The 12,496-nt window shown below is 69.8% G+C and carries 14 protein-coding genes; 7 read left to right on the plus strand and 7 right to left on the minus strand.

Going from position 1 to position 12,496, the window contains the following annotated elements:
- Window positions 1-60: 60 nt before the first annotated feature.
- Complete coding sequence (locus AB0I38_RS37930; protein WP_358493981.1) at window positions 61-543, minus strand: Lrp/AsnC family transcriptional regulator; 483 nt, start codon at window positions 541-543, stop codon at window positions 61-63.
- Window positions 544-635: 92 nt separating this feature from the next.
- On the opposite strand from AB0I38_RS37930, the gene AB0I38_RS37935 reads away from it, so the two are divergent.
- Window positions 636-1,484: an LLM class flavin-dependent oxidoreductase gene (locus AB0I38_RS37935; RefSeq protein ID WP_358493987.1), complete on the plus strand. Its 849-nt coding sequence runs from the start codon at window positions 636-638 to the stop codon at window positions 1,482-1,484.
- Complete coding sequence (locus AB0I38_RS37940; protein ID WP_358493991.1) at window positions 1,481-1,906, plus strand: nucleoside deaminase; 426 nt, start codon at window positions 1,481-1,483, stop codon at window positions 1,904-1,906. Before AB0I38_RS37935 ends, AB0I38_RS37940 begins: the two co-directional genes overlap by 4 nt.
- Here the strand turns inward: AB0I38_RS37940 and AB0I38_RS37945 are convergent.
- The gene (locus tag AB0I38_RS37945) at window positions 1,897-2,805 is read right to left on the minus strand and encodes an alpha/beta fold hydrolase (RefSeq protein ID WP_358493995.1); all 909 of its coding nucleotides are present in this window, start codon (window positions 2,803-2,805) and stop codon (window positions 1,897-1,899) included. The genes AB0I38_RS37940 and AB0I38_RS37945 overlap by 10 nt on opposite strands.
- Before the next feature lie 92 nt (window positions 2,806-2,897).
- Window positions 2,898-3,641, minus strand: a complete 744-nt coding sequence (locus AB0I38_RS37950; RefSeq protein WP_358494000.1) for a siderophore-interacting protein — start codon at window positions 3,639-3,641, stop codon at window positions 2,898-2,900.
- A 94-nt stretch (window positions 3,642-3,735) separates the two neighbouring features.
- Between AB0I38_RS37950 and AB0I38_RS37955 the strand changes: the two genes are divergently transcribed.
- The 3 genes from AB0I38_RS37955 to AB0I38_RS37965 all read left to right on the plus strand — a co-directional run bounded on the left by AB0I38_RS37955 (window position 3,736) and on the right by AB0I38_RS37965 (window position 7,462).
- Window positions 3,736-4,449 carry a TetR/AcrR family transcriptional regulator gene (locus AB0I38_RS37955; protein ID WP_358494008.1) on the plus strand — a complete coding sequence of 238 codons (714 nt, stop codon included), beginning with the start codon at window positions 3,736-3,738 and terminating at the stop codon, window positions 4,447-4,449.
- 68 nt (window positions 4,450-4,517) lie between these two features.
- Window positions 4,518-6,053 carry an aldehyde dehydrogenase family protein gene (locus tag AB0I38_RS37960; protein WP_358494015.1) on the plus strand — a complete coding sequence of 512 codons (1,536 nt, stop codon included), beginning with the start codon at window positions 4,518-4,520 and terminating at the stop codon, window positions 6,051-6,053.
- A 110-nt stretch (window positions 6,054-6,163) separates the two neighbouring features.
- Window positions 6,164-7,462: a CehA/McbA family metallohydrolase gene (locus AB0I38_RS37965; protein ID WP_358494020.1), complete on the plus strand. Its 1,299-nt coding sequence runs from the start codon at window positions 6,164-6,166 to the stop codon at window positions 7,460-7,462.
- Between the two features lie 79 nt (window positions 7,463-7,541).
- On the opposite strand, the gene glnII is transcribed toward AB0I38_RS37965, so the two are convergent.
- Window positions 7,542-8,561 carry a glutamine synthetase gene (glnII, locus tag AB0I38_RS37970; protein WP_358494027.1) on the minus strand — a complete coding sequence of 340 codons (1,020 nt, stop codon included), beginning with the start codon at window positions 8,559-8,561 and terminating at the stop codon, window positions 7,542-7,544.
- 312 nt (window positions 8,562-8,873) lie between these two features.
- Here glnII and AB0I38_RS37975 point away from each other — a divergent pair, with 312 nt between their 5' ends.
- A complete protein-coding gene (locus tag AB0I38_RS37975) occupies window positions 8,874-9,209 on the plus strand; it encodes a carboxymuconolactone decarboxylase family protein (RefSeq protein ID WP_358494033.1) in 336 nt (111 codons plus the stop codon).
- Here AB0I38_RS37975 and AB0I38_RS37980 read toward each other — a convergent pair.
- The 3 genes from AB0I38_RS37980 to AB0I38_RS37990 all read right to left on the minus strand — a co-directional run bounded on the left by AB0I38_RS37980 (window position 9,169) and on the right by AB0I38_RS37990 (window position 12,127).
- A complete protein-coding gene (locus AB0I38_RS37980) occupies window positions 9,169-10,350 on the minus strand; it encodes a PQQ-dependent sugar dehydrogenase (protein ID WP_358494038.1) in 1,182 nt (393 codons plus the stop codon). The genes AB0I38_RS37975 and AB0I38_RS37980 overlap by 41 nt on opposite strands.
- Window positions 10,351-10,428: 78 nt before the next feature.
- Window positions 10,429-10,692: a transposase gene (locus AB0I38_RS37985; protein ID WP_358494042.1), complete on the minus strand. Its 264-nt coding sequence runs from the start codon at window positions 10,690-10,692 to the stop codon at window positions 10,429-10,431.
- Window positions 10,693-11,584: 892 nt separating this feature from the next.
- Complete coding sequence (locus tag AB0I38_RS37990; RefSeq protein WP_358494049.1) at window positions 11,585-12,127, minus strand: hypothetical protein; 543 nt, start codon at window positions 12,125-12,127, stop codon at window positions 11,585-11,587.
- Window positions 12,128-12,250: 123 nt separating this feature from the next.
- Here AB0I38_RS37990 and AB0I38_RS37995 point away from each other — a divergent pair.
- A partial coding sequence (locus AB0I38_RS37995; protein ID WP_358494052.1) for a hypothetical protein occupies window positions 12,251-12,496 on the plus strand: 246 nt, incomplete at its 3' end.

Raw genomic sequence — 12,496 nt, forward strand, 5'->3', positions numbered from 1 at the left:
CCGACGGGCTGGTCGCCCGGCTCGCCCGCGCCCTAGAGGCTCTCAGCGACGACGACCGTCTCACCGTTCCGCGCCCCGGCCGGTGCCCGCGACGGTCGGGAGCTTCCGGGGGCCCCGGTAGGGCAGGGTCTGGCTGTAGACGACGTTGGTGGTGGTGCTGCCGAACTCGGCCAGCTCGTCGATGATCTGTTCGAGGTGGCCCATGGAGGTGGCGGCCACCTTGAGCGTGTAGCAGTCGTCGCCGGTGGTGCGCAGGCACTCCAAAATCTCCGAGCGTTCGGCGAGCAGCTGGTGGAGCGGCTGGTGGCTGCTGCCGGGGTACTTGAGGCGGACTACGGCGAGCACGGTGAGGCCGACCTTGGCCAGGTCGACGTCGGCCCGATAGCCGGTGATGACGCCGGTCGTCTCCAGCCGCCGCACGCGCTCGGTCGCCGCCGAAGGACTGAGGTTGACCCGGCGGCCGAGCTCGGTGAGCGGCAGGCGGCCATCCCGCTGAAGCTCGGCCAGGATCGCCCAGTCGGTCGGATCGAGATTGTCGGCCATCCGGCCAAACTACCGGGATATCCACGGCGAATCATGACGTACCCGGGGATAGTTCTCTTCAGCTCCGATGATCGGGTCGATAGCCTGAATCGGTGCGACTAGGAGTGAACGTTCCCAATTTCGGACCAGGGACCGACCCCGGCGTGCTGCGTCAGTGGGCGCGCACGGTGGAGGGCCTCGGCTACGACCTGCTCATGGTGTCGGACCATATCGCGGTGACACCCGACGTGGCCGAGCAGTATCCGGCCCCGTTCTACGAGCCGTTCACCACGCTGTCCTGGCTGGCCGGCGTCACCGGCCGGATCCGGCTCGGCACCACGGTGCTCATCGTCCCCTACCGGCACCCGCTGCTGGTCGCCCGCATGGCGGCCAATCTCAACCAGCTCAGCGGGGGGCGGCTCGTCCTCGGCGTGGGCGTCGGCTGGGCGCGGCAGGAGTTCGAGGCGCTGGGGGTGCCGTTCGAGCGGCGCGGGGCGCTGACCGACGAGCACCTGCGCGCGATGCGCGACGCCTGGGCCGACGACGCCGACTACCGGGCGGGGCGGATCCCGCTCTGGGTGGGCGGCAACAGCGACGCCGGCGTGCGCCGGGCGGTGCGGCTCGGCGACGCCTGGCACCCGCTGCGGCTCCCCCTGCCCCGGCTGCGGGCGGCGGTGGACCGGATGAAGGCCGTCGCCGACGAGCTGGGGCGGCCGGTGCCCGAGCTGGTGCCCAGGATCGTGCTGCGGCTCACCGAGGCGCCCATCACCGATGACGACCGGCTCGCCGGCGAGGGCACCATCGAGCAGGTCGTCGACGACCTCGGGCAGCTACGCCTGCTCGGCGCCGAGACTGTGGTGCTCGACCCGTTCGCCGGCGACCCGGACGAGACGCTGTGCCCCGAGGTGGCCTGGCAGGCCCTCGCCACCGTACGCGCCCACCTGCCGATGGAGAGGCAATGACGACCGACGACGAACGCTTCCTGCTCAGGGCCATCGAGCTGGCCGCCGAGGCGCGGGCGGGCGGCAACCCGCCCTTCGGCTCGCTGCTGGTCGGCCCCGACGGGGTCGTGCTGGCCGAAGACCGCAACACCAGCGTCACCGGCGGCGACATCACCGCCCACCCCGAGCTGAAGCTGGCCAGGTGGGCAGGCCGCGAGCTGGATCCGGCGACCGCCGCCGACACCACCATGTACACCAGCTGCCAGCCGTGCGGCATGTGCATGGGCGCCATCGAGCGGTCCTTCCTCGGCCGGGTGGTGTACGCGTTGTCCACCGAGCAGCTCACGGCCCTCAAGCCGCCCGCTGCCGCGCCCGGCGTGCGCCTGGAGGGCCCGGCGTTGCCGGAGCAGGGCCGCGTCCCCGTCGCGGGCTACTACACCTGAGCGGCCGCGGCGAGCCAGGGCCGGATGATCGGCAGCACGGCGGCTGCCTGCATGCCGGTCATGTGGTCCAGCCCGTCCAGCACCCTCACCTCCCAGCCGAGGGCTTCCAGCTCGGCGCGCCGGCGGACGAGCGGGCCGCCGAGGTCCACGGTCACGCCGCCCCAGCGCTCGTCGTAGACGATCTGGTCGGCGGACCCGGCGAAGCACAGGCGCGGGCAGCGGACCGCCGGCTGCGCCGCCCGGTCGTCGAACCCGCGCAGCGCCTCGTACAGCGTGACGAACTGCTGCGTCTGGTCGGGCGTGGTCGCCACCTCGACGGTCGACCAGTCGGGCTCGCCGGAGGCCGTCTGGTCGCCGGCGCTCGCGCCGGTCTCGGGGCCGGTCTCGGGGGTCGCCTGGGTGCCGGTTTCGGGGGCGGTCTTGGGGGCGGTGGACATCGCGTGGGCGGCCAGGGTGACGGCCAGCATCTCCGTGTACGGCCCGTCGAGCGGCGGGTAGCCGCCCATGACCAGGGCCGACAGCCGGTCGGTCCGGATCGCCAGCTGCAGGCCGCTGAGCGCCAGCCATGAGTAGCCGTAGTAGGCGAACCGGTCGGCCCCGGCGGCGTCGGCGACGGCGAGCAGGTCGGCGGCGATGTTGGCGGGGGTTAGCGTGTTGGGCTTGGGCGCGGCCAGGACGTGTTTCTCGTAGTCGAACGCGACGACCCGGAAGGCGTCGCGGAGCCCGTCGATGAGCGAGCGGCCGAGGGCGGGGTCGGCCCCCCACCGGCGCATCTCGTCCGCCTGCGGCCCTTCGACGGGCCGGGGGTCGACCGGCAGCAGCAGGGCGGGGCCGTCGCCGTGCACCTCGATCTCGATGGTGGCGCCATCGTGCAGCGTGGCCTTGGTCGTGGAGATCATCTAATTCCTTAGGACGTAAGGAGTTGTCCGTCGAACAATAGCTTACAACGTAAGCAATTAGATGCGCCGCTCGAAAGGCACCGCCGCGCGAGTCAGTGGAGACCACGCTTGCCCGGAGCCCAGAAGGGCTTGACCTTGATCGACTTCCGGGGCCAGTTGCGCTCGCGTACGAGATGGTCGCGGACGAGCCGGCAGGTCCCGGCCTCGCCGGCCACGTAGGCGGCACCCGCGTCGCCGGGCAGGTCGAGCGCGGCCACGGCGGCGAGCAGCGTTCCCGAGGAGGCGGCCGAGGCCCCCTCGCGGTGGACACGGCGCAGCCGGTGCGACCCCGGCATCGGCAGATCGTGCCGGGCGGATTCGCTCTCCAGCACGCCGTACACCCGGGCCGAGGCGTCCAGCCCCCGCAACATCGGCCCGAAGGCGGCGCCGGCCGTCTCCTCGCCCACGAACAGGTGGTAAGGGGCCTCGCGGATGAAGAAGTCGCCCTGTGGCCACCAGAAGGCGACCCGCTCACCGGCCTCCACCTCCCGCGCCCACCGCAGGCCGATGCCGTCGCCTTCGTACAGGTGCACGCGCAGTTCCAGCGCCCGCTCCTCCGGCTGAAACTCCCAGATCGTGTACGTGCGCAGCGTGTCGGCCGGGCGCAGGATCCCCTGGACCGACAGGGGATCGTTGATCTGGATCCGGACGTGCTGGCCGGGGGTGTAGGGGAAGGCGATGGGCTCGTCGGCCACCAGCCGGATCCGCCGCATCGCCGGGGTGACGAGACCGGTCTCGGCGACCGTCGCCTCCATGACATACCTGGCGAAGGCCGCCGTCAGCGGGTTACGCGCCATGTCCATCTCCTTAATGCCTCTAAGTTATCTTAGAGGCATTAAACAAACATAGACTCTCTAGGATGTCAACGTCGTCAGAGAAGGGAGGGCCGCGATGACGCCGCAGAGCGCGAGACGGCGCGACCGGGTCCGCCAGGAGACCCTGGCGGAGATCCACGCCGCCGCGCGCAGGTTGCTCGTCACACAGGGTTCGGCGGCGGTGACGATCAACGCGGTCGCGCGGGAGGTGGGCATGAGCGGTCCTGCCCTCTACCACTACTTCGCGGGCCACGAGGAGCTCGTCGCCGCGGTCACCGCCGACTTCTACCAGGAGCTGGCCGAGCAGATGCGGGCCGCCCGCGACGCGCAGCCGCCCGGCGCGCTCGACCTGCGACTGCTGGCCGCCTGCCGCGCCATGCGCGTCTGGGCGACCACACACCGGGCCGAGTTCGGCTGGATCTTCGCCAGCCCCATAGCACCGCCCGACCGCCGTTCCGGCTCCACCCGCCACGAGGCCGGGCAGCGCTTCGAGCAGGTCTTCCTGGAGCCGATCGTGCAGCTGTGGCAGACACGTCCCTTCCCGGTGCCCGACCTCTCCGACCTGCCGCCCTCCCTACGCGACCAGCTGCGCGCCTACTCCGCGGAGATCGGCGCGGTCCTGCCGCCCGAGGCCGTGCATGTTTTCCTGTCGTGCTGGATCAGGCTGTACGGCCTGCTGTGCATGGAGGTGCTGCACCAACTCGACTTCGCCTTCTCCGACCTGGAGCCGGTCTTCGAGGAGTGCCTGCGGGACCTGGCCGACGCGCTCGGGCTCGACGATCGAGGCTGACATCGTGGCGTCTTGGGTATTTTGCGGCGAGATGATTGTCTGTCCGGAGTAACTACGAGGAGGACCCGGTGACCCGTCAGATTGTCTCCGTCGTGGGTGGTAAGGACGTGCCCAGCGCCGGCGCCTACCAGTCCACCAACCCCGCGCGCACCGGCCAGGTGGTGGCCGACGTCGGGCTGGCCGACGCCGGCGCCTTCGCCGACGCCTGCCGTACGGCCAAGGAGGCGCAGCGGGAGTGGTCCAAGGTGCCGCCGCCGGTCCGCGGGCGGGTGATCGCGTCGATCGGCCGGCTGGTCGAGGCCAACGCCGAGAGCCTGGCCCGGCTGGTCACCGAGGAGATCGGCAAGCCGTACGCCGAGGCGCTGGGCGAGGTGCGGGAGATCGTCGACACGTGCGACTTCTTCCTCGGCGAGGGGCGTCGCCTCTATGGGCAGACGGTGCCGTCGGAGATGCCGGACAAGAACCTGTTCACGTTCCGCACCCCGGTGGGGGTCGCCGCGGTCATCACGGCGGGCAACTTCCCGGTCGCGGTGCCGTCCTGGTATCTCGTTCCGGCACTGCTGTGCGGCAACGCCGTGGTGTGGAAGCCGGCCGAGTACGCCGCCGCCTCCGCGCACGCCATGTACCAGTTGTTCGTGGCGGCGGGGCTGCCCGACGGGGTGCTCAACATCGTGTTCGCCGACGGCGACCAGACGTTCGAGGGGCTGGAGCGGGCGCTCGGTGAGGGCACGGTGCACAAGGTCGGGTTCACCGGGTCGAGCGAGGTGGGCCGGCGCGTCGGCGAGCTGACCGGGCGTCACCTGCAGTCGGCCTGTCTGGAGCTGGGCGGCAAGAACCCGATGGTGATCATGCCCGACGCCGACCTCGACCTCGCCGTCGAGGGGGCGCTGTTCGCCGGGTTCGGCACCGCCGGCCAGCGCTGCACCAGCCTGGGCACGGTCATCGCGCACGAGAGCGTGCACGAGGAGTTCGTCGAGCGGTTCGCCCGCGCCGTGCGCGAGGCCAGGATCGGCGACCCCACGCAGGACGTGCTGGCCGGGCCGCTGCTCGACCAGAAGTTCGCCGACCGCTATGAGGAGTACCTGACCTGGATCCAGCCCCACCACCGGGTCGTGCCGGGAGAGGTCGGCAGGATCACGCCCGACAACCCGCGCGGCGACTTCACCGGCGACGGGGGGCTCTACTACCACCCGGTCGTGGTCGACGGCGTGCAGGCCACCGACCGGCTGTTCCTGGAGGAGACGTTCGGGCCGATCGTCGGCGTGACCGGCTTCCAGACCTTCGACGAGGCCGTCGAGCTGGCCAACCTCCCCGGTTACGGGCTCTCCAGCTCCATCTACACGACCGACCCCAAACACGCCTTCCGCTTCCGCGAGGGCGTCTCGGCCGGGATGGTCAGCGTCAACAACTCCACCTCCGGGGCCGAGGCGCACCTTCCGTTCGGCGGCAACGGCAAGTCGGGCAACGGCAGCCGGCAGTCGGGCATGTGGGTGCTCGACCAGTTCACCCGCTGGCAGGCGATGAACTGGGATCATTCAGGCCGGCTCCAGAAGGCCCAGATGGACGTGGTGGACATCACCCCGGACCTGGATTTCCGGCTCTAGATCTTTTCCACCCGGGAGGGAAGAAAGCCACTCCGCCCGAAAACATGGGTCTTCCCGGAGAGTGACGACCGTGTCACGATGAGGCGCCTTTCGATTACGGGGAGAAGCCAATGCGTGACAATCTGGAGTTACTCACCACGGCTCGGACGCTCCGGCTGCGGGCCGGCTTCCCCTGCCGCTGGAGCGTCTGGAGCGCCGACGGGCAGGGATACTTCCCGCGCGACACCTCTCCGGCGCGCGACCACGACGGCCTGCCCTACTTCCACGGCGACGACATGGTGCTCGACGTGCCGGGCGAGCCACTGTGGGTCAGGGCGGCCAGGGGCATGGAGTACGGTCACGCCGAGACCACGCTCGTGCCCGGCGACGGGGAGACGCTCGTCGAGCTGGCGCCCCAGCGCATCTACGACGCCGCCGCCCGCGGCTGGTACGGCGGTGACCTGCACGTGCACCTCAACCGGCCGTCCCAGTGGGTCGCCGCCTCGCAGCTCGGCGAAGACCTGCACGTCGTCAACTTGCTGCCCGGCGATGACGAGGCGGCCGGCCAATGGCAGGGCCGCGACCTGCCCTGGTCCGACGACACGCACGTGGCCAGGGTCGGGCTGGCCCACCAGGCGCTGGGCCTCGACGAAGGTCCGCCGCCCGGCCGCGCGCTCCGCGACAGGCAGCTGCTCATCGGCTACGCCAACGCCTTCCGCGGGCCGGTGGAGACGCCCGAGCAGCTCGTCGGCGCCGGCGACCCGGGGTTCGACGCGCGCCTGTCGGTGGTCGACGCGGCCCTCGGGCTGGTCGACAGCTTCTCCTCCGCGATCGGCTCGGCGCGCGCCTACCGGCGGCTGATCGGCGCGGGCAACCGGGTCGCCGCCGTCGCCGGCACCGCGCACCGGCTCGGCCCCATCGGCCGCGAGCGCACCTACGCCCGGGTGGCCGGCCCGCTGACCGCCGAGTCCTACGCCGCCGCGGTGCGCCAGGGCCGCACGTTCGCGACGACCGGCCCGTTCCTGGAGCTGTCGGTCGACGGGCAGGGGCCGGGAGCCACGATCGACCTGACTCCCGGCGACCGGGTGCGGGCCTCCGCCTGGGTGATCGGCCCCCGGGTGGAGACGGTGCGGCTGCTCACGGCCGACGGCGAGCTGGCCTCGGGCCCGCCCGGCGAGCTCCGCGCCGACCTGACGGTCGTCTGGCCCACGTACGTGGTGGCGGTCGCCGAGGGAGGCGGGCAGGTGCTCGCGCACACCAGCCCGGTCTACCTCGACGTCCAGCACCGGCGCGTGGCCAGGGAGGAGGACGTCACCTTCTGCCTGCGCTGGCTGGAGCTGCTGGAGGAGCTGGTCAAGGACCGGGCCGGCGCCGGCTACCTGGCGGTGATGGACGAGGCCCGCCGTGTCTACCGGGCACGGCTGACCTGACCGGAAAAGGAGGAACGCGGGCCCCGCATCGGGGGTGCCCGCGTTCCTCCTTGTTCGGACTTCCTCAGACCTCGTCAGGTCAGACCTGGCCGGCCTTCTCCAGGGCGGCGCAGCAGGTGTTGACCATCAGGCGGGTGACCACGTACGGGTCGACGTTGGCGTTGGGGCGGCGGTCCTCGATGTAGCCCTTCTTGTCCACCTCGACCTGCCACGGGATGCGCACGGAGGCGCCGCGGTCGGACACGCCGTAGGAGTACTTGTTCCACGGGGCGGTCTCGTGGGCGCCGGTCAGCCGGCTCTCGATGCCGACGCCGTACTGCGAGACGTGCTCCATGGGCTTGTCATCCTCGCCGAGCGCCTCGCATGCGGTGATGATGGCGTCGTAGCTCTCGCGCATGGCCTTGGTCGAGAAGTTGGTGTGCGCGCCGGCGCCGTTCCAGTCGCCGCGGGCGGGCTTGGCGTCGAGCGTGGCCTCCACGCCGAACTCCTCGGCGGTGCGGTAGAGCAGCCAGCGGGCGATCCACATGTGGTCGGCGACCTCCAGCGGACCGGCCGGGCCGATCTGGAACTCCCACTGGCCGGGCATGACCTCGGCGTTGATGCCGGAGACCGCGAGGCCGGCGGCGAGGCAGCGGTCGAGGTGGAGCTCGACGATCTCGCGGCCGAAGATGGCGTCGGCGCCCACGCCGCAGTAGTAGGGGCCCTGCGGGGCGGGGAAGCCGCCGTCGGGGAAGCCGAGCGGGCGGCTGCCCTTGAAGAAGGTGTATTCCTGCTCGATGCCGAACCACGACTCCTGGTCGGCGAACTGCTCGGCGACTCCGCGGAGGGAGGCGCGGGTGTTGCTCGCGTGCGGCGCGCCGTCGATCTCCTCCACCTCGCAGAGGACGAGCAGGCTCGCGCCGCCGCGGATCGGGTCGGGGCAGGTGAAAACTGGGCGGAGCACTCGGTCCGACGCGTGGCCCTTGGCCTGGTTGGTGCTGGAGCCGTCGAAACCCCAGACCGGCGGCTCGGCCCCGTCGGCCAGGATCCTCGTCTTCGAGCGCAGCAGAGCGGTGGGCTCGGTGCCGTCGATCCAGATGTACTCAGCCTTGTAGCTCACAAGCGGTCCTTTCGGGATTTCTCTCAGCCACGCCGAGTCTTCCGGTTGGCCGTTTCCCGGTTTTTGCCCGAATGTGAACATTGTGTTAATCACCTGCCTGTATGTCAGGTTCGGCGATCGGTGCCGTTGCCCGTGCCGTTACCGTCGCAAGATTCATGGCCGTGGTAGCCGAGCAGCCGCATGGCCGGGTCGGGAGCCGCGGCCAGCGGCCCTCATCTCGGACATCGGGCGTACAACGTTCACGCAACCCCCATTGGTTCTTACCGGGAAGTAGCGAAGGATGTGAGCATCCCCCACAATCCGGAGCGCGCCATGACTGAACCTCCGCTGGAGACCGTGGACTCCTTCGGGTTGACGGCCGAACGCCGGTTCGCCGACGTGTGGTCCCGCGACGTGCTCTCCGTCAAGGAACGCCGTCTCCTCCTGCTGGGCCTGCTCGTCGGCCAGGGGATGGACGACGGCGTGGGCATCCAGCTCGACACCGGCCTGCGCACCGGCGTGCTCACCGAGAGCGAGCTGCGCGAGATCGTGGTCTTCCTGACCCACTACGCCGGCTGGGCCCGGGGAGCCAGGCTGAACACCCAGGTGGAGGAGCTGATCACGACCGTCAGGACGGATCCACCCGGTAGACGGGCCCCCGCAGGCTGAGCGCGTAGAGCTCGCCGTCGAGGTCCTCGCCGAACGACGAGAGCTGCTCGACCCGCCCGACCCGCGTGTCCTGCTCAAGGTCGTCGGAGGGTGCCGCCCTGACCCATCCGCCGCAGAAGTCGCCATAGAGGAAGTGCCCCTGCAGCCACGGGACGCGGGAGCCCCGGTAGACGAACCCGGCGATCACCGAGCAGTTGCCACCCTCGCCGAGCGCATAGCTGATCACGGGGTCGGTGAGGTCGCGGCCGGCGCCCTCGCGGAACGGCTCAGCCCCCTCGCGCAGGTTCCAGCCGTAGTTTTCGCCGCCCTCGGAGCCGGCGGGCTGGTAGTCGACCTCCTCCCAGGCGTTCTGCCCCACGTCGCCGATCCACAGGTCGCCCGTCTCCCGGTCGAACCCGAACCGCCACGGGTTGCGCAGGCCGTACGCCCAGATCTCGGTCCGCGCGTTCTCCTTGCCGACGAACGGGTTGTCCTTCGGCACCTTGTACGGGTCTCCGCGCGGGTCGATGCGCAGGATCTTGCCCAGCAGGGTGTCGAGGCGCTGGCCGTTGCCGTGCGGGTCTCCCCCGCTGCCGCCGTCGCCCAGGGCGATGTAGAGGTGGCCGTCGGGGCCGAAGGCGAGCTGGCCGCCGTTGTGGTTGGCGTAGGGCTGTTCCTGGGTGAGCACGTCGCGCCTGGCGGTGGCCCTGGCACCGTCGTAGGCCCACTCGGTGATGTGGGTGGTGCCCTCGGTGTCGGTCCAGTTGAGGTAGAGCCAGCGGCCCGTCGGGTGGAACGCCACGCCGAGCAGGCCCTGCTCGTTGCCGCCGCTCACCTCCCGGGACAGGTCGACGACCGTGTCGCCGTCGAGGGTGCGCAGCCTGCCGCCCTGCTCGGCGACGTAGCGGCGGTCGTCGCCCTCGCGGACGGCGAAGGCGACCGGCCGGTCGAGCTCGGCCACCTTGGTGAAGCGCAGCTCGCCCCTGGTGACGGGAGAAGCCGCGGGTGAGCCGGGGGCGGACGTGCTCGGAGCGGCCCTCGTGACCGAGGGCTCGGGTGTCGAGGGAGCGGCCGCGGGCTGCGCGGAGGAGCAGGCGATGAGGGCCGAGCAGGCGGTGAGGGCCGCCACCAGCCCGGCCACGAGGGGGCGCGTTCGGCGCATGAGTTCCATACTTCCATGCCGCCGCGACCGGCGACCGTCTCCGGAGCGCGACCATGCGGCCGCCACTCATCCCGGCTCTCAGAAGTTATTGCCCTCACTCTTGGCGTTGGTGATCCCGGTGAGCCGGAACGCCTCGATCTCGTTCCACCAGGAGGCGACGGTCTCGGCGAGCGTGACGAGTTCGGGCAGGTAGGGATGGTCGGCGCACCAGGTGTAGCAGGCGTGCAGGCGGTGGGCGATCGTCGAGCGGGCAGGGCTGGCGCGCGCCAGCGCGAGCAGGTGTCGCAGTTTCTCCTCGGCGTGCCGGCCGGCCGGGATGCCTCTTCTCTGGGGCGCGGACACGGGAATTATAGGTACGACCTATCGGGTCTCGTTCACATCGTGGCTGCTCTTGCTCTCCGCCATCCTTGGTATAGCGCCGTCGTGGTCAGGTGTGGTCTACGGCCTGTGCTTCGCTCTGCCGCTTATTGTTTCCGTAACCGCCGGCGATGTTGCCGCTCTCGGCAAGAGACCAATAGACCGCTGGTGGCAGGGCGCTCGGTACGCGCAGGCCCTAGGTGTGGTGGTCATGGTGGCTGCCACAGGATGGGTGGTTTCTGCGTGGCTTTCGTGAAATGCCAAAGAGTGGCCTCAATGGCACTCATCTCTTGCGGCGCTACGGCCCTGTTCAGCCTGACGGGCTGTTCTCAGGGAGAGTTGAGCGGGGAGGCTGCCGAATCTGCCATGACACAGTGTGAAGATACAGTGCACAACATTGTAAGTATTCCCGGAAGCAGTGGCCGGCAAGGGGTAGGCGCAGTCGACATCTGGTTTGTCGCTCCCGTCTCCGGAACCTGGAGCTCCTCGGTTGTACAGATCCCCGGGGGCTTTCAGAGCAAACGTCCACTATGGACTACTGGCACACAACTGCCCACGGTTGCCGTTCAGGAGGTCGAAAGCAACAGAGTGGGCTCCGCTCATTTGGCTCCCACGTCTGATGGCTTGCCAGGCCCCATACCAGCATCGATAAATTTTCCTTCGCCAGGGTGCTGGCGTGTAGTAGCCAAAACAGAGCGTGGACAGGCTCAAATCTTTATCAGGGTGCGAGAGGACAAACAGGTTCCCTCGGGTTGAGATCCTTCGTGAACGCCTTCAAACCCGGGTTCCGCAGATGTGCGCGAGGAAAGGCACATGGATCCGTGGTTTGAGCTGCGGAAACGCCACTTGCCGCAGAGATACGGCACCGACCCGAAGATCAGGCGACCGAGTGGGTGATGACGCCCGTGTAGGAGCCGGCGACCGCCGAGGACGGGATCGTGATGACGAGCGTCGGCCGCCAGCTCGTGGTGGAGGTGCCCTGCGGCTTGCTCGCCCTGAACGCGGTCCTCGACACCGACAGGGACACCGCGTCGGCGGCCGTGAGCTGCCCGGGCAGACGGGTGCCTCCCCCGGTCTGCGAGGTGGTCGGGCCGGACCAGTAGGAGACGTTGCCCCTGGAGATGGTCTGCGGGCCGGTGCCACTGCCCGTGGTGAAGTTCGTGGACGTGACGGTCGCCGTCCAGTTGCGGTTTCCCGGCCGGGCGTCGATCACGGTCACCGTGCCCATGACGCCGTTGAAGACGGTCCCCGCGACGCGGGCACCGAGCAGGACCAGGTCGGGGACGGTGATCGACAGCGATTGGCCCGGTGGCGTGACCAGCTCGATCGATCCGGCTCGCGGGGCGGACGCGTGAGCGGGGTGCGCGCCCAGCGCGGCCACCAGGACCGTCGACGCGATCAACGACGGGGTGGTTCGCACCGCTCTCCTCAATGACGCCCCTCGGCACCTTTCCAGAATCAACGCGCTTTCCCTCGATGGCACAGGTGAAAGCCGATGGCAGCTTAGAGGGAGTCTCGGACGCGGCTTTCTCGAATCTCCCTCGTGGAGGGTAAATTCACCGGCAAGCCGGAAGGTAATGGTTCACTGACGCGGTCAAATGAGACGCTGTTCGCCACCCACGGCATAATACGACGAAAGCCGGACATAAGGCCAGCCGGCTGGCATCTTGCGCGCTCACCTGATTGTCAAGGAGCGAGCAATCGTCAATACCTGTGGATCAAAAGCTTTAAGCAGCGACGGATGGCCGCCCTTCTGGGGACGTCTCGTCCGGCCGCTCGACGAGCTTGC

The organism is Nonomuraea cavernae (genome assembly GCF_040655715.1).
Taxonomy (GTDB): Bacteria; Actinomycetota; Actinomycetes; order Streptosporangiales; family Streptosporangiaceae; genus Nonomuraea; species Nonomuraea cavernae_A.

What these genes read in the sequence shown, in the direction of transcription:
- AB0I38_RS37930 (WP_358493981.1), bottom strand. Translation starts at nt 543, where the DNA reads ATGGCCGACAATCTCGATCCGACCGACTGGGCGATCCTGGCCGAGCTT.
- AB0I38_RS37940 (WP_358493991.1), top strand. Translation starts at nt 1,481, where the DNA reads ATGACGACCGACGACGAACGCTTCCTGCTCAGGGCCATCGAGCTGGCC.
- AB0I38_RS37945 (WP_358493995.1), bottom strand. Translation starts at nt 2,805, where the DNA reads ATGATCTCCACGACCAAGGCCACGCTGCACGATGGCGCCACCATCGAG.
- AB0I38_RS37950 (WP_358494000.1), bottom strand. Translation starts at nt 3,641, where the DNA reads ATGGCGCGTAACCCGCTGACGGCGGCCTTCGCCAGGTATGTCATGGAG.
- AB0I38_RS37955 (WP_358494008.1), top strand. Translation starts at nt 3,736, where the DNA reads ATGACGCCGCAGAGCGCGAGACGGCGCGACCGGGTCCGCCAGGAGACC.
- AB0I38_RS37965 (WP_358494020.1), top strand. Translation starts at nt 6,164, where the DNA reads ATGCGTGACAATCTGGAGTTACTCACCACGGCTCGGACGCTCCGGCTG.
- AB0I38_RS37975 (WP_358494033.1), top strand. Translation starts at nt 8,874, where the DNA reads ATGACTGAACCTCCGCTGGAGACCGTGGACTCCTTCGGGTTGACGGCC.
- AB0I38_RS37980 (WP_358494038.1), bottom strand. Translation starts at nt 10,350, where the DNA reads ATGCGCCGAACGCGCCCCCTCGTGGCCGGGCTGGTGGCGGCCCTCACC.